This window comes from Polaromonas sp. CG_23.6 (assembly GCF_029892315.1).
Taxonomy (GTDB): Bacteria; Pseudomonadota; Gammaproteobacteria; order Burkholderiales; family Burkholderiaceae_C; genus Polaromonas.
The window spans coordinates 770,361-785,343 of record NZ_JARXUY010000001.1; the positions used below are offsets into that span (position 1 = coordinate 770,361).

Genomic DNA, 14,983 nt, shown 5'->3' on the forward strand with positions numbered 1-14,983 from the left:
GGTGGCGGGTGCCGTTTACGAACAGACGTTGCACGCGGCGAGCCGACCGAAATATTCCGACTGATTGCGGTCAGTCAATGAGCTATTTCGTGCGTCCACTGCCGACCTGATGCGGAAGTCGGCAATCTGGATTTCCAGGCGCAAAGCAGACACGCGCAACGCCTTCAAGGGCTGTCAGCGCGAAAAACCGCAGAAAATAACGCTTTAGACAATGAGGTCCTTGTGAATCCATCCCTTGCCCATGCCGAACTCCTTGCCACTTTCAGGAGGGCGGAGCTGGATGCTGCTCAAAAATTCGGATTGATCAAAGCGATTGAAAAAAAAGGGCCCAAGGCCATTCAGGCGGCTATCGAAACCGCTGCAAAGGCAGCCAAACGCAGGGATTCGTACGCAAAAAAGCTGAATGCCCTGGGGGTGAGCCTGAAGGATTAAGCGCGGCTCAGTACCTGCACGTCCGACCACCGACTACTGGCCGGACAGCCCTGCAAGCCCGTCATGAAGGGTGACCAACAGACAGAAAATACGTGAGAATTGAACTTCTACAAAGCTGCCGTTGGCAAATGGCTGGATATGGCCCCGCTCTGCCCATCGGTCATGAACCGCGACTGACTGCTCCGGCTGCATAACGGAAGTCTGTTTCAGACTGACAAGAGTCAGTCGACCTCCGGAACTGCTTGCTCCAGACCCGGCATTGGAACCAGCAACTTGACCGTCAGCAATGCGGCGACGATTTCGATGACTGCGGCACCGGCAACCGACTGCTCCAACATTGGGAACGGTTGTTCAGTAAGGGCTATTCGCTGTAACGTGCGTCCCATGGCGGTCATTCGATCTGAGAAATCAGCATCTACCAGTGGTCTGCGCTTGAGCAGCGAGAGCCGATTAAGACGATTGGCCGCATCCGGAGAGGTTAATTCCAACGGCCGTAGAGGGGGCTTTGGTCTCTTGGAGCCACCGAGCCAAGAAATGCCTGTTTCCTTGGCTGCTGACTTCTACAAGCAAATAAGAGTCGTACCCAAAAGTCAGCTTTCCCGTAGATAGCTCTTTGTCGCTACTTATTCACCATAGCGTCAAACAGCGACTTGCGAAGCCATGTCACGCCCGCACGCATGTGCGATGCAGTGGTGGAAACAGTAGTCTGGCAGTCCTGCGTTGCCCTCAGAATTTCGACATCAACCACCCAACCCCGGCCAGCTTGGGTGGTTGTCGTCGATCACGAAAGGGTGCGAATGACGTATGCCATGGCTGGTTGCGCCATGGGTATGCCCGGGGGCCAATTCTGTGTGTTCGTGCTCAATCACATCAGGATCCTGGGGTGGCCAGACCATCGTGGTGACCCACACGGCCACTGCGCCGGCACTGCCCAGAACCGCAAACGTCACGGGCATGCCATAGCGAGCGCCTAGCCAGCCGGCCAAGGGGTAAAACAACAACCAGCAGGCATGCGACAGCGCGAACTGTGCGGCAAATAGCGCCGGGCGATCCTCCGGGTTCGAGGATCGCCGCAACAGGCGCCCGGCGGGTGTCTGGGCGGTGGCGTAACCCAAGCCGAGCGCGAACCACAAAGCCATCAGCGCGGCATGTCCGGCCACCCAGGTGCCCACGAACATGCCTGCGACCATCAACCCGATGCCGCCCAACATCACGCTGCGGTCGGTGAGTTTGTCCAACACGCGTGGCAAGACCAGTGCCGCCAGCATGGAGCCCGCGCCGAAACTGGCCAACGCCAAGGCCACCGCGCTCTGGGTCAGGCCCAATCCGGCCTGCACGATGACCACCGTGTTGACAAAAACCATGGCGCCTGCCGCTGCCACGGCCGCATTGACGGCCAGCAGCCCGCGCAACCGGGGTGTGGCCAGGTAGATTCTTAGCCCGCGCGTGGTGCGGTCGTAGATACTGCGGCGCTGCGGCGCTGGATGCGCCGGCAGGACCACCGACACCACCAGCGCTGCCGACGCCAAGAATCCCACCACCGTGCCGGCAAACAGATCGTGAAAGCCGATTACCGTGAGCAAAGCAGCAGCCAGCATCGGACTGACCAAGCTCTCCATGTCGTACGCAAGGCGTGAGAGCGACAAGGCCTTGGTGTAGTCCTTTTCTTGCGACAGCACGTCGGGGATGGTGGCCTGGAAGGTGGGCGTAAAGGCAGCCGACGCCGCCTGCAGCACAAAGATCAGCACGTACACCTGCCAGATCTCCGAGACAAACGGCAGCACCAGGGCAACACCCGCACGAACCAGGTCCAGCGCGACCAGCATGGTGCGCCTGGGCAGGCGCTCGGCAAATGCCGCTGCGACCGGCGCCACGCCAACATACGCGACCATCTTGATGGCCAGCGCCGTGCCCAGCACCATGCCCGCGTTGTCGCCGGCAAGGTCAAAGGCCAGCAGCCCCAGCGCCACCGTCGCCAGCCCGGTCCCGATCAAGGCAATCACCTGAGCGGCGAACAAATGGCGGTAGGTGCGGTTGGCAAGAATGTCCAGCATGGTGTGCCTCAGAGATAACGCGTGATTTCCCTGAACTCGTCCATGGATTGGCGTTGGCCGGCCTCCAAGGGGCCCACCAGATCTTCCAGACAGTGGTCCAAATGGTCCTGGATCAGGGCTTTCTTGGCTTGCTGAATCGCTTTTTCCACCGCCTGCAGCTGCTGCGCGACATCGAGGCAGCTTCGTCCCTGCACCAGCATTTCTATTGTGCTGCTCAGGTGTCCGCCGGCTTTGCGCAGGCGTTTGATGATGGCAGGATGGGAGGCATGAGTATGCGGTTGTTTCATGGTCAATTTTATCCCCTGGGGGAGGTTACTATAATCTTCTTCAATGTTCACGAAACCCAATTGCACGCCATGAGCCTGCGCGCCTCATCCTGCTTGTACCCTAACGGGGCAGCGCTGTGCATGCGGTGGCTGGTTCTGGTGGCGATCATGTTCGGCACCATCCTCTCCTCGATGGGTGGAACAAGTTCCCACGGCCTGGCAGCCATGGCAACAACGTTTCATGACGCTTCATCCGCTACCGGAGAAGCGCACAGCCATGTGCACGGGGATGAAGACGGCGAATCAGCGGTGCTGGACAAGAGCGCCGATGCTGGCCATGCCCACCACGGGGCGGATCATTCGCACGACAACGCTCACGCCCTGCCCGTCGCCTTGAGTTCGGCCGCACCACAGCTTCCCGGCTGGCGGGTGCGGGTGCGGCCTTGGATTCAAATGGTGGAGGCGTCCCGGCTGGAACGCCCTCCGATGGGCTGAGACCCTTTCCGCACTCGCACTCGCACTCGCACTCGCGCTGCGCCACGCAGCGCCACGCAGCGCTTCCCTTTCTTTCAGACTATCGGAGTCTCCATGCACAGCTATGTTCACGACAGGCTGCCACGTTCGCTATGGGCGAATTGGCCATCCCGTTTCTTGCTTCTTTCGGCATTCTTTATCTGCCTTTTTGTGGGCGGCACAGAGGCCTTGGCCCACGCCGTCACTGAAGGCGACAAAGGCTATATCCAGGAGATTTCGGGCATCAATCTGCTGCCCTTCATGTACCTGGGCGCCAAACACATGATGACGGGCTACGACCACATCCTGTTTCTCTTCGGGGTGATCTTCTTCCTCTACCGGATCCAGCACATCGGTATCTACGTCAGCCTGTTTGCGTTGGGTCACTCCACCACCATGATCCTGGGCGTGTACTTCAACGTCGGAATCAACAGCTACCTGATCGACGCGATCATCGGCCTGTCCGTGGTCTACAAGGCCTTGGACAACATCGGCGCTTTCCAGCGATGGTTGGGATTCCAGCCCAACACCAAGGTTGCAACCCTGGTGTTTGGTCTTTTCCACGGCTTTGGCTTGGCGACCAAAATCATTGAGTACGAGATCTCGCCCAACGGACTGGTGCCCAACCTGCTCGCCTTCAACGTCGGCGTGGAAATCGGCCAGCTGCTGGCATTGACGGTCATCCTGATCGGCATGAGCTACTGGCGCCGCACCCCCAGCTTCATTCGCAACGCCTACACCGCCAACGTCGCCATGATGAGCGCAGGCTTCATTCTGGTGGGCATGCAGCTCGCCGGCTACTTCGTATCCTGAACACCCAAGGAATATTCAACATGTACAACAGCGATACCCCCTTGCGCGCCGAGTTGCCTTCTTCCAGGCAGCTTTTGCGCTCCACCGTGCTGGCCGCCATTTCGGCGCTGGTCCTCCTGGTTGCCGTCGTTCTTCCGGCTGAATACGGCATCGACCCCACCGGGGTCGGTCGAATCCTGCGAATGACGGAAATGGGCGACATCAAGCAACAGCTGGCGGCAGAGGCTGCGGCCGATGCTGCGGCTGCCCAGTCGCCCGCAGCTGGGGCGCCTGGCATGGCTGTAGTCAATGCGGCAGAACCTGCAGTGAAGGCTGCAGTGGCTGCTGCCCCGAAGGAGCCGGCCAAGGCGGCGCCCAAGATTGAATGGCGCGACGAGATGCCCTTCACGCTGGCGCCAGGAGAAGGAACGGAAATCAAACTGAAGATGGTTGAAGGCGCAAAGGCCCAATATGCTTGGGTGGTCGAGGGCGGTGAGGTCAATTTCGACACCCACGGCGATGCACAGGGCAAGTCGATCAGCTACGAAAAAGGTCGCGGAGTTTCTTCCGATGAAGGCGTGCTTGAGGCCGCGTTCACTGGCAATCACGGCTGGTATTGGCGCAACCGGGGCAAGTCCAACGTGAAGGTGATTCTGCGGACCCGTGGCGACTACACCGACATCAAAAAAATGAAGTAAATGAAGGGCGCTGCGATACCCATCGCAGCGCAATTTCACTGCACTCGATCTGATACACCTCTCAAATGAATATTTAAATGAAAACGCTAAAAACTCTCGGCGGCACTTTTTTGATAATCTGTTTCTTGGCTACGCTCAGCGGATGCGAAAAAGCAGGCCCCAACGACAACGACGGCAACTCTGGCCACGGACACAGCCACGAATGAGTTTGTTCCTCTTTGGTTGAAATTACGGCAATGTAGCTGACAGTTGGGCTACTGGCGCCAATGTCAGGTATCGGGCGAGCCATTGGATTTCCAGTAGTCCCGCTTTCGCCGCTCAGGAGCCGGTAAGCTGGTAAAAGTGGTTTCCGGGTTCCAAGGTCAGCTTTTTGATCTCTAGGGCAGAAATCGAATGGCAACTTTAGTCAAACGCGAGCATCCGCTTTGGGCACGCTTCTGACCGCCATGAACGACGGCTAACTGGCAAGCCAAACCGTGTAATTGAACCTCTAAGAAGCAGCCGGTGGCCAGTACCCGCAAACGCTGCATTTCTGACGGTCAATGCGCCAAGCCAACGATGAAGCGATCGCGTAGCTGCTCTGGTACAACAAAGCCCGGCTGCATTTTTCTCTAGTTTATGTTGGTCCAGTGCAGTTCAAGCCAACATGGCTTGCGGCTCTGCCCAATCAAGCCTCTGCTCGATTTCGGGCATGAGATACGGATTCCAGGCGCAAGGTCAGCGCCGCATGAACTGTTGGCCAAGATCCCTTACTAGTGCAGATCCGCGTCTTGGCCTTGGGTGTTGACACGACTTGCCCACCGGGCGTTATCTTTTGCCTGTAAGTGCAGGCTCAGACGCTGCACTCCAGGTTATATGGGTTCACAGGGCCTGCCTTATCTGGAAGACCGCGTGCATTGGCCAGTGCCGCCCCGTGTCCTCGCCCAGCGAACACTCACTAATCAGTTAACCCTGTCGGCATTGTTTGTCCACGTACTGGAGGGCATCCGGCAGTGCGTCACGGAACACCAACCATTCATGGTCGCCATCGATCACACGCAACTCCACCTGCTTAGGCTGGATCTGATGGAGGCGCCAAAACAGATTGGCTGACATGGGTGCAATACCCAGGTAATCGTGGTCTCCAGAGACTATCCACATAGGAACCCGTCGGGCACCCGCCTTGTATCCGTCCAGCGCTGCCGCGTAATTGAGTGACTTCCAAGTATCCGCATCAAACTGGCCATTGCGTACAAACTGTGGTGTGCGCCGCGCCGCAGAGGTCTCGGGCGGTAATGGGTCGTAGATGGCCGGACTGATGATGGCTGCACCGCAAAACTGCTCCGGGTTGCGAAGCGAGAGGTTCAGCGCGCCATAGCCGCCCATGGAGAGCCCGCCAATGGCACGGCCGCTGCGCTCAGTTTGGACCCGGTAGCGGGATTCCACGTACGGCAGTAGATCTTTCATGATGGCGGTGCCCGCCTTGTCGGCTACACCATCAGCCCACCACGATGCTGGACCCGCTGTGGGCATCACTACCACAGACGGGCGGATCTGGCCTCGTTTGATGAGTCCATCCAACGACTCAACCGCACCGCCCTTGGTTCTCCATTCATTCTCGTCACCACCAGCACCGTGCAACAGGTAAATTACAGGGTAGGCCGTGGCGCTACCCGGCTTGTAGCCGTCGGGAAGATACACGGTGAACTTAATGTCCCTGCCTAACACTGGTGAAGGTGCTGCGTCAGAATATACATCTCCTGCCTGCGCTGGAGTGACCAGAGCCATGGCTAATGCTAAGGCTGCCGTCAGTCGTTGGAAACTCTGAATTTGGGGGAAAGGCATGTCTGTCTCCTTGTCGATTATTGAGCCAACACCGGTATAAAGTTGGCTCGCGCATTATTGGCTTGCGAGGAACGTGGCTGAGTACCGCATGTGACAGGCACGCGTCAACATCATGGACGAGGTGAGAAAGCCACCCGTCTCATACCAAGTGATTCCGCGATAGTCCAGAATGAAGGCCCGCACCGCTCGTAATAATTATTCGGTTTCGACAAATCTATGCAGCACGAGCGGGGGGTTAAAAAACGACTACATACTCCGGGCCATCAGGTTTAACCAACTCCACAGAGCGACCATTCACAGTATTTTCCATTGACAACGGGCCCATTTATCCAAGCGAAGCTTAACGCGGTGAATAGCCTTATTGGTAGCCATACTGATGTTATGGAAACTATACCGGTATAGCTGACGTCGCCACTTTCTTCACCTCCACCTGTTATTTCATGAAAGAAGTAATCTTTAATGGTCACGAGCTAGCCAATAAACCTGGGTCAAAAACATTCAAAATTTTCGCCACGAACGACTTTTGTGCGCACGGACACTGGGCAACCAGAAAGCTGCCAGTCGTGAAAGGCAGCAAACGCTGGTGAGCAGTCATCGACATCGGTGCGGTGACTGGCTGCTTTAAGTCGTAAATGGATCTTCGCGGTAAAGGTACAAGAAGGCGAGATGCCCGTTTGGCAACCGCATCCGGTTCTGCGAACCGTCCACCGCCTGAGCCTTGGCACGCGGGTCGTTCAGCGCCAGGCCACAGCGCCGAACAGTCCTGCGGGCACGTCAAGCGCCATCAGGCGGCAGCCTTCAAGCCTTTGCGCCAGCGCCGGGCACCACTCCTGCAGCCCAATTCCCAAACATTTCAGGCCGGCTTCCAGGCGCGTCCATTCGCAGGCAAAGGCTTGCGGCTGGTCGGGCTCGGGCTGGCTGGCAATGCGGTGCCAGGCCTGCGGGCCGAGGTAGTCGCGGGCCACGGCTTGCCAGTCGAAGGCCGGTGCGATGCGCATGATGTCAATGCCCACCGGACCGCCTTGGCGAATGGCCGCCACCGAAAAGCCGGCTTCGTGGCTGGCGGACAGGCCGATGGCGCTTATGGTGTGGCCGGGCAGCGCGACGCGCAGCGCCTGGCCGGGAACGGACAGCAAGGTGACCGCTTCGGGTGCGCAGTCCAGCTGCAGGCCGAGCACTTCGCGCAGCGCGCCGCGAATTTGTGTCCGGGCCGTGTCGCGAAGTGGGCTGTGGGGCGTTTCCACGCTGATCACCAGCAGTTCTGCACCGACGCCCGAAGCAATGTTTAGCCGGTGGCGCGAGGCGGGCCAAGGATGGACAGCGACCCGCGCTTGAGGCATCCTGAGCAGCGGCTTTACAGGCGCGCTGGCGCTGCCGGGCAGCCGCGCCAGGCCGTGGCCGCCGGAATGAATTCGCCCTTCATCACCAGCGTCAGCGCGCCGAGCTTGGCGTTGTCGCCGACCACGGCGCTGTACAGCACGGCGCTGCGCGGCCCCATGTAGACGCGGCGGCCGATGGTGACGTGGTCGATCTTCATGATCCGGTCTTCGAACAAATGGGTTTGCGGGCAGGCCAGGGCGTTGAGCTCGCTGTACTCGCCAATCGTCACGCAGTCGAATTCGGTGATGTCGGTGGTGTCCAGGTACACGCCGCGCCCGATGCGGCTGCCCAGCAGGTTCAGCGCGACCGGCAGCCACGGCGTGCCGCGCAGGTAACGCATGAAATTGGGCACGGCGATGCCTTCGTACAGGTTGGTGACGGCCTCCGACAGCCAGACGAAGGGCGTCCACATCGGCACGCTGCATTTCTGGTAGCGGCGCAGCAGCCCCCACTTGAGCGCCGCCACGAAAACAAAGGTGCCGATGCCATACGCCAGGCCGGCCAGGGTCAGGTCGGCCACCACCTCGCCCCAGCGGCCCACGGCGGCCAGCGGCATCACGTCGAGCACGACGGTGTAGCCGACGGCGATGACAAACGCATGCGGCGCGACGATGCGAAACGCCTCCACCGTGCCGCGCCCGATGCGGCGCAGCACCGACGGCCTGAATGTCAGGTGTTCGGCAAAGCCGCGCACTTCTTCACGCGCCGGCAGGTTGATGGGCGGCGAGCCGAGCCAGGTGTCGCCGTTGCGCATGGCGTCGTTGCCCGGCACGGTCGAATGCACGCCGATCAGCACGTTTTCCGGCAGCGTCGTGCCGTCGGGAATGTAGGCGCCGTTGCCGACAAAGCTGCGTCGCGAGATGACCGTGGGCTTCATGGTCATCCAGCCGCCATCGATTTTTTCGTCGCCCAGCATCACCGCGTCGGCAATGAAGGTGTCTTCGCCCAGCGTGAGCATGTCGGGCACCAGGCCGAGCGCGGTTGAAATTTCCGCGCCCCGGCCGACCTTGGCGCCCAGCAGCCGGTACCAGAACGGCGCATACACCGTGGCATATACGCCATGCAGCACGCTCAAGGAAGATTCCTGGATCTGGTTGACCAGCCATTTGGCGCAGTATTTGTTGCTGTGCACCGGCCAGCTGCCGGGCTTCATGCGTGGCAGCACGCCCCAGCGAATCGCCGCCGACAGCAGGGCGGTCAGCACGATCAGCACCGCTGTGGCCGGGAAGGCCAGCACGAAATACTTGGCCAGCTGAAAGGGAATCTCGCTGTTGGGCACCGGCCCGAAGTTCTCGGAGTTGTCGATCCAGTCGATCAGCATGAAGCTGGGAAACACCGGCAAGAAGAACAGCGTCGTGATCAGCAGCGCGCCACACACGAAGTACACCGCCTCGGTGGCCAGCCGGGTTCTGGACACCGGAAGCCGCGCCGGGTTGGACGCCTTGTCGAACGCGCCGACATCGCGCGCCGGCGAGCCGCTCCAGGTGCGCCCGGCCGGCACGACCATGCCGTCGCTCAGCGCGGTTTGACCTTCCAGGTGGCCGAAAGCGCCAACCGACGTGTTCCCTTCCAGGATGGCATACGAGCCGACACCGGCATCCGCGCCGATGGCGATGGCGCCCAGGCGCAACTCGCCGTGCTCGACGCGCGCATTCTCGAAATTGACCGCATTGCCGATGCTGGCGTCGTCGCCAATCACCAACAGGTCGGGCGCGCGCAGGGTGATCGAGCCGATCATCACGTCGCGCCCGATGCGTGCGCCCAGGGCGCGCAGCCACCATGCATACAGTGACGAGCCGCTGAGCATGTACGTCGGCGCTGACTCGACCAGCCGGTCGGCCAGCCACCAGCGGTAATACGTCAGCCCCCACAGCGGATAGCGGCCCGCTTTCAGGCGCCCGGCGACCAGCCATTTGCCGGCAATCGCCAGCGCAAAGCCCAGCAGCGTGGCAATCAGGTAGGCGCCCGTTGCGGCGGCAATGGCCAGCGCCAGCGAATCGCCTGGCTCGCCGGTGAAGAAATGGTAAGCAAAGAACGGCGCCAGCCATTGGCTCATGTGCAGCGTTACCAGCGCCGGAATGGCGGCGGCCTGCGCCGCGCCGCAGCGCCAGCGCTTCCACGCGGACGGCGGCGTCCAGCGGGTATCGACCGGCGGCGGCGCGTCATGCGCTTGCGCCAGCCCTTCGGCAATGCCCCCGACGGTGCGGCGCTGGTAGATGTCGCGCACCGTCACATGCGCAAAACGCGCATCGGCGCGCAACGCGGACGCCAGGCGGGCGGCAAACAGCGAATGGCCGCCTAGGTCGGAAAAAAAGTCGGCGCTGCGGCGGATCGGCTGGCCGGGAAACAACCGCGACAAGGCGGCGAACAGCGCGTCTTCGGCCGGGTTCTCGGGCGTGTCGGAATCCGTGGCATCGCGTGCCACCAACGCCAGCGGACGTGCCTTCAAGTCCTTGCGGTCGATCTTGCCCGAGGTCAGACGCGGCATTTCCGGCAGCAGTTCAAAGTGGCCGGGCACCATGTACGGTGGCAGCACGGCGCTAAGCGCACTGCGCAGCACGGCGCTGGCGAGCGTCTGGCCGCTTTCCGCGACGATGAAGGCGATCAGCTGGTCGATGCCGTCCTCGGGGCGCAGCACCACGGCGACCGTGCCCACGCCGGCCTGCCGGGCCAGCACGGCTTCAATTTCACCCAGTTCAACGCGGAAACCGCGAATCTTCACCTGGTCGTCGGTGCGGCCCAGGCACTGCACGCAGCCGTCCGGGTCAATGCGGGCCAGGTCGCCGGTGCGGTAGAGCCGGGCCTGCTCGGCGCTGCTGGCCCACGGGTTGGCGAGGAATTTTTCGGCAGTCAGGTCGGCGCGGCCCAGGTAACCGGCGGCCACACCCGGGCCGGTGATGCACAGCTCGCCGACTTCGCCGCGTAGCAGCAGCTTCAAGCCGACTTCAACGTCGGTGCTGATGAGCAGCAAGCCGTAATTGGGCAGCGGCCGGCCAATGGTCACCGGCTCGCCCGGATGCAATTCGGCCAGGCTGGCCGACACCGTGGTTTCGGTCGGGCCGTAGGTGTTGAACACTTGGCGCCCCGGCCGCGCCCAGCGCGCCACCAGCGACTGCGGGCACATTTCGCCGCCCAGGTTGATCAGCCGCAGGCCGGGCACATCTTGCGCAAACAGCGCCAGCAGCGTCGGCACGGCGTGCAGCACGGTGATGCGGTGTTCGTCCAGCGCGCGCGGCAGTGCTTCGGGGTCAGAAGCTACTTCTTTGGGCGCAATCCACAGCGTGGCGCCGGCCAGGTAGCTGATCCAGATTTCCTCGAACGACATGTCAAAAGCGACTGAAAATCCCTGGTACACGCGGTCGGTGCTGGTCACGCCAAGCAGGGCGTTTTCGCTGCGCAGGAAATGGCAGATGCTGCCCTGGCTGATTTCAATGCCCTTGGGCTTGCCGGTCGAGCCCGAGGTATAGATGACATACGCCGGGTCCGACGGCTTGACGCCCTGACGACGGCGCAATGGCGCCCCGCCGGGGAGTGACAGCGCTTCGGCCGTCCACACCGCGCGGCCGCAATCTGCCAGGCGCGGCGCGAAGCCGGCGCAACTGACAATGCCCGGCGCATTCGCATCGTCCAGGCACACGGCAATGCGCTCGACCGGCGTGTCTGCATCCAACGGCAGCCAGGCGGCGCCGGTTTTGGCAATCGCCGCCTGCATCACCAGCAGGTCGATGCCGCGCGGCAGCCACAGGCCGACGATCTGCCCAGGGCGCACGCCGGCTTCGATCAGGTTTGATGCGACCTGGTCGGCTTGCGCATCGAGTTCGCGGTAGGTCAGTTGCCGTTCGCCGAAGATCAGTGCCGCGTGGTTCGGCAAGCGCGTGGCCGTGGCCTCCAGCAGGTCGGCCAGGACTTCTGCGCGAATCAGGTCGGGGCGAGGCGGCCCCAGCAAAATGTCGGGATGCGCAACGGAGTCGTCGGCGGGAAGCAGGTGAATCGGGGAAAGGTCGGCAGCGTCGAGAAGTGGAGTCGTTGTCATTGCAGGTCTTGTTTGTAGCCGATTCTGACAGACCGGATTGTCCGGGCGCGCCCAGGGGTCACCATGCGCATGAACGTCCAGTACACGGGTGTGATCCTCTCTCCTTGAGACCACAACACGCTGGCAACCGGTCGCCTTTCTGCCCAAAACGCCTGGGGCTTGGGCGCCGCTGTGGCGGGCGGCGGCCAGCCCGGTCGTCTCCACATGGCGGCGCGGAGATTGTCAATGGGTGAAAATCGATGCCTAGAAACAACTTGGCAAGGCCCGCGCGCCCGCCAATCTCATGGACCTTTCCCCAAGCTTGCCCGACGCCCTTCCCGCCATTGCGGAGGTTTCCATCGGCGGCGATGTTTTCCTGCTGCTGGCCTATGTGCTGCTGGCGCTGCTGTTTTCCTTCTTGTGCTCGATTGCCGAGGCGGCCCTGCTGAGCATCACGCCGTCCTACATCGCCGGGCTTAAACAGACCGAGCCGAAAAAGGCGGCGCTGCTTAAAAAGTTGAGGGAAGACAACATCGACCAGTCACTGGCGGCGATTCTGACGGTCAACACCATTGCCCACACCGTAGGCGCCATCGGCGCTGGCGCCAAAGCGACGGCGGTGTTTGGCAGTGCCTGGTTCGGCGTTTTTTCAGGTGTGATGACGCTGCTGATTTTGTTCCTGTCGGAAATTATTCCCAAGACACTGGGGGCGCTGCACTGGCGCCGTCTGGCTGGTTTCACCCTGGCTTACGTCAACCTGCTGGTCAAGGCGATGTACCCATTGATCGTGGTGTCGGAAAAGCTGACGCAGTGGATTTCGGGCGGCAAGAAGACGCAGGCCTTCAACCGCGACGAGTTTGTCGCCATGGCCGGCATCGGCCAGGAGCAGGGCCATATCAACGACCGTGAATCGAAGATCATCCGCAACCTGTTTTTGTTCAAGTCGGTCGATGCCACCGGCATCATGACGCCGCGCATCGTGGTGTCGGCGCTGAAAAAAGACATGTCGGTGCAGGACGCCCTGAAGGCACCGGGCAAGATGCCCTTTTCGCGCTTGCCCATCTACGACAAAGACCTCGACGGAATCGTCGGCTTCGTGCTGCGCGAGGACTTGCTGATTGCCCAGAACCAGGGGCACGGCGCGGTGAAGATAGACGAGTTTCGCCGCGAGATGCTCTCGGTGCCGTGCACCACGCCGCTGTCTCGGCTGCTGGAAACGCTGCTCGAAAAGCGTCAGCACATCGCCATCGTGGTGGGCGAATACGGCGAAACCAAGGGGCTGGTCACGCTGGAAGATGTGCTGGAAACCCTGCTCGGCATCGAAATTGTGGACGAGGGCGACAAGATCGAAGACATGCAGCAACTGGCGCGCCAGCTGTGGGCACGGCGCGCCGAACGGCTGGGCATTGCAGTCGAGCCAGCCTGAGCCGCGACGGGCCGCAGGCCTTGGTTCAGTTCAGTGCGATCCGCGCGTTGTTCTTGTAAACGTAGAGCGTGACGGCGGGTTGGGTCAACTCGCCGTTGGCGGTGAAGGCGATGTTGGCGGTCACGCCTTTGAACTGTGTCTTGCCGATGAAGGGCAGGTAGGTTTTCGGGTCCACCGAATTCGCGCGCTTCATGGCATCGACCAGCACGAAGGTCGCGTCATAGGCATACGGGCTGTAGATCTGGAACTGGCCAGGGAACTTGGCATCGTACTTTTTCTTCCATTCGGCGCCGCCCAGCATTTTCTGGATCGACGCGCCGCCGGTGGCGCAGGTCACATTGACGATGGTCGCGGCCTTGCTCGACAGTGCGGGCAGCTTTTCGGTGCACAGCGCATCGCCGCCGAAGAATTTCACATCGGTCAGGCCAAGCTGCGCCATCTGGCGCAGCATCGGGCCGGCCTGCGCATCGAGCCCGCCGAAGAACACCGCATCGGGCTTCTTGGCCTTGATGCCGGTCAGGATGGCCATGAAATCGGTGGCCTTGTCGGTGGTGAATTCCTCTGCCACCACCTCGATGCCTTTTTGTCTGGCCGTTTCCTTGAACACGTCCGCCAGGCCCTGGCCGTAGGCGGTGCGGTCGTCAATCACCGCGACTTTTTTGACCTTCAGCGCGTCGCTGGCAAAAATCGCCAGCGCGGCGCCAAGCGCGTTGTCATTGGCGATCAGGCGGAAGGTGGTCTTGTAGCCCGGTTTCGTCAGGTCCGGGTTCGTTGCCGACGCCGTGATGTTGGGAACGCCGCAGCGACTGTAGACCGTCGCTGCAGGAATCGACGTGCCTGACTGCAGGTGGCCGATCACGCCGGCCACCCTGGCGTCGCACAGCTTCTGGGCCACGGCGGTGGCCTGGCGCGGGTCGCCGGCATCGTCTTCGGCCATCAGCTCGAACTTGATCTTTTTGCCACCGATCACCAGGTTCTGGGTGTTCAATTCCTCAATCGCCAGACGCACGCCGTTTTCGGTGTCCTTGCCAATGTGTGCGATGCCGCCCGACGTGGGGCCGGCATGGGCAATCTTGACGGTTTGCATTTCCTGGGCCTGAACCATCGGGGCGGCCAGACAGAGGGCAGCGGCAGCAAGGGCGATACGGGAGCGTGTGTTCAGCAGACAAATGGCAGGCATGTCGAATCTTTCTGGCAAACGAAAAATTATAGGACGCCTGTTTTTACCCGCTGTCCGGGCCTGCCCCAGTGCAAGGCCAGTTCGTGTCCAATTGGCGCATGCACCCTACCGAATCCCATGACGCTATTGACCACCGCCTGACCGAGCTGGAAATCAAGTCCAGCTTCAATGAAGACCTGCTGGACCAGCTGAACCAGGTCGTCATCAGTCAGCAACAGCAAATCGACGCGCTGCTGCGCGAAGTCGAGCGGCTGCGCCAGCAGATGCCCGAAGCCGGCAGCGGCGTGTTCAGCCGCGCCGGCGACGACCTGCCGCCGCACTATTGAATGCCAAGCGGGTCATTGCGCCACAAATTAATGATAAAAAAGGCTGTTTGCGCAATATACACGGGCATTAGTAGCTATAA

At 61.2% G+C, this 14,983-nt stretch carries 13 protein-coding genes; 6 read left to right on the forward strand and 7 right to left on the reverse strand.

Annotated features, from left to right (window positions below):
* Nucleotides 1–222: 222 nt before the first annotated feature.
* Nucleotides 223–432, forward strand: a complete 210-nt coding sequence (locus tag H4V98_RS03660) for a hypothetical protein (RefSeq protein ID WP_196864892.1) — start codon at nucleotides 223–225, stop codon at nucleotides 430–432.
* A 221-nt stretch (nucleotides 433–653) separates the two neighbouring features.
* Here the strand turns inward: H4V98_RS03660 and H4V98_RS03665 are convergent, their stop codons facing one another.
* The 3 genes from H4V98_RS03665 to H4V98_RS03675 form a co-directional block, all read right to left on the reverse strand.
* Nucleotides 654–920 (reverse strand): hypothetical protein, encoded by a 267-nt coding sequence (locus H4V98_RS03665; protein WP_196864891.1) that lies wholly within the window; start codon nucleotides 918–920, stop codon nucleotides 654–656.
* 252 nt (nucleotides 921–1,172) lie between these two features.
* A complete protein-coding gene (locus tag H4V98_RS03670; RefSeq protein ID WP_196864890.1) occupies nucleotides 1,173–2,486 on the reverse strand; it encodes an MFS transporter in 1,314 nt (437 codons plus the stop codon).
* 8 nt (nucleotides 2,487–2,494) lie between these two features.
* Entirely contained in the window at nucleotides 2,495–2,773 is a 279-nt protein-coding gene (locus H4V98_RS03675; RefSeq protein ID WP_196864919.1) for a metal-sensing transcriptional repressor, read from the reverse strand.
* Nucleotides 2,774–2,893: 120 nt separating this feature from the next.
* Here H4V98_RS03675 and H4V98_RS03680 point away from each other — a divergent pair, with 120 nt between their 5' ends.
* From H4V98_RS03680 to H4V98_RS03690, 3 genes are all read left to right on the forward strand, one after another.
* On the forward strand, nucleotides 2,894–3,247 hold the full coding sequence (locus H4V98_RS03680; RefSeq protein ID WP_196864889.1) for a hypothetical protein: 354 nt from the start codon (nucleotides 2,894–2,896) through the stop codon (nucleotides 3,245–3,247).
* Nucleotides 3,248–3,340: 93 nt separating this feature from the next.
* On the forward strand, nucleotides 3,341–4,078 hold the full coding sequence (locus tag H4V98_RS03685) for a HupE/UreJ family protein (RefSeq protein ID WP_196864888.1): 738 nt from the start codon (nucleotides 3,341–3,343) through the stop codon (nucleotides 4,076–4,078).
* A gap of 20 nt (nucleotides 4,079–4,098) precedes the next feature.
* The gene (locus tag H4V98_RS03690; RefSeq protein ID WP_196864887.1) at nucleotides 4,099–4,755 is read left to right on the forward strand and encodes a transmembrane anchor protein; all 657 of its coding nucleotides are present in this window, start codon (nucleotides 4,099–4,101) and stop codon (nucleotides 4,753–4,755) included.
* 945 nt (nucleotides 4,756–5,700) lie between these two features.
* Here the strand turns inward: H4V98_RS03690 and H4V98_RS03695 are convergent.
* The 3 genes from H4V98_RS03695 to H4V98_RS03705 all read right to left on the reverse strand — a co-directional run bounded on the left by H4V98_RS03695 (nucleotide 5,701) and on the right by H4V98_RS03705 (nucleotide 11,992).
* Nucleotides 5,701–6,579 carry an alpha/beta hydrolase-fold protein gene (locus H4V98_RS03695; protein WP_196865054.1) on the reverse strand — a complete coding sequence of 293 codons (879 nt, stop codon included), beginning with the start codon at nucleotides 6,577–6,579 and terminating at the stop codon, nucleotides 5,701–5,703.
* A 734-nt stretch (nucleotides 6,580–7,313) separates the two neighbouring features.
* On the reverse strand, nucleotides 7,314–7,919 hold the full coding sequence (locus H4V98_RS03700; protein ID WP_196865053.1) for a 4'-phosphopantetheinyl transferase superfamily protein: 606 nt from the start codon (nucleotides 7,917–7,919) through the stop codon (nucleotides 7,314–7,316).
* Nucleotides 7,920–7,933: 14 nt separating this feature from the next.
* Nucleotides 7,934–11,992, reverse strand: coding sequence for a Pls/PosA family non-ribosomal peptide synthetase (locus H4V98_RS03705; protein WP_196865052.1), 4,059 nt, complete (start codon nucleotides 11,990–11,992; stop codon nucleotides 7,934–7,936).
* Between the two features lie 283 nt (nucleotides 11,993–12,275).
* Here H4V98_RS03705 and H4V98_RS03710 point away from each other — a divergent pair, with 283 nt between their 5' ends.
* Nucleotides 12,276–13,397 carry a hemolysin family protein gene (locus H4V98_RS03710; RefSeq protein WP_196865051.1) on the forward strand — a complete coding sequence of 374 codons (1,122 nt, stop codon included), beginning with the start codon at nucleotides 12,276–12,278 and terminating at the stop codon, nucleotides 13,395–13,397.
* Between the two features lie 25 nt (nucleotides 13,398–13,422).
* On the opposite strand, the gene H4V98_RS03715 is transcribed toward H4V98_RS03710, so the two are convergent.
* Complete coding sequence (locus H4V98_RS03715) at nucleotides 13,423–14,502, reverse strand: branched-chain amino acid ABC transporter substrate-binding protein (protein ID WP_231374924.1); 1,080 nt, start codon at nucleotides 14,500–14,502, stop codon at nucleotides 13,423–13,425.
* Nucleotides 14,503–14,675: 173 nt separating this feature from the next.
* On the opposite strand from H4V98_RS03715, the gene H4V98_RS03720 reads away from it, so the two are divergent.
* Nucleotides 14,676–14,903: a SlyX family protein gene (locus H4V98_RS03720; protein WP_196865055.1), complete on the forward strand. Its 228-nt coding sequence runs from the start codon at nucleotides 14,676–14,678 to the stop codon at nucleotides 14,901–14,903.
* Nucleotides 14,904–14,983: the final 80 nt, after the last annotated feature.

Bases quoted from the DNA above. Each gene is read 5' to 3' on its own strand.
- H4V98_RS03670 (WP_196864890.1), bottom strand. From the start codon at position 2,486: ATGCTGGACATTCTTGCCAACCGCACCTACCGCCATTTGTTCGCCGCT.
- H4V98_RS03675 (WP_196864919.1), bottom strand. From the start codon at position 2,773: ATGAAACAACCGCATACTCATGCCTCCCATCCTGCCATCATCAAACGC.
- H4V98_RS03680 (WP_196864889.1), top strand. From the start codon at position 2,894: ATGCGGTGGCTGGTTCTGGTGGCGATCATGTTCGGCACCATCCTCTCC.
- H4V98_RS03685 (WP_196864888.1), top strand. From the start codon at position 3,341: ATGCACAGCTATGTTCACGACAGGCTGCCACGTTCGCTATGGGCGAAT.
- H4V98_RS03690 (WP_196864887.1), top strand. From the start codon at position 4,099: ATGTACAACAGCGATACCCCCTTGCGCGCCGAGTTGCCTTCTTCCAGG.
- H4V98_RS03695 (WP_196865054.1), bottom strand. From the start codon at position 6,579: ATGCCTTTCCCCCAAATTCAGAGTTTCCAACGACTGACGGCAGCCTTA.
- H4V98_RS03700 (WP_196865053.1), bottom strand. From the start codon at position 7,919: ATGCCTCAAGCGCGGGTCGCTGTCCATCCTTGGCCCGCCTCGCGCCAC.
- H4V98_RS03705 (WP_196865052.1), bottom strand. From the start codon at position 11,992: ATGACAACGACTCCACTTCTCGACGCTGCCGACCTTTCCCCGATTCAC.
- H4V98_RS03710 (WP_196865051.1), top strand. From the start codon at position 12,276: ATGGACCTTTCCCCAAGCTTGCCCGACGCCCTTCCCGCCATTGCGGAG.
- H4V98_RS03715 (WP_231374924.1), bottom strand. From the start codon at position 14,502: ATGGTTCAGGCCCAGGAAATGCAAACCGTCAAGATTGCCCATGCCGGC.
- H4V98_RS03720 (WP_196865055.1), top strand. From the start codon at position 14,676: ATGCACCCTACCGAATCCCATGACGCTATTGACCACCGCCTGACCGAG.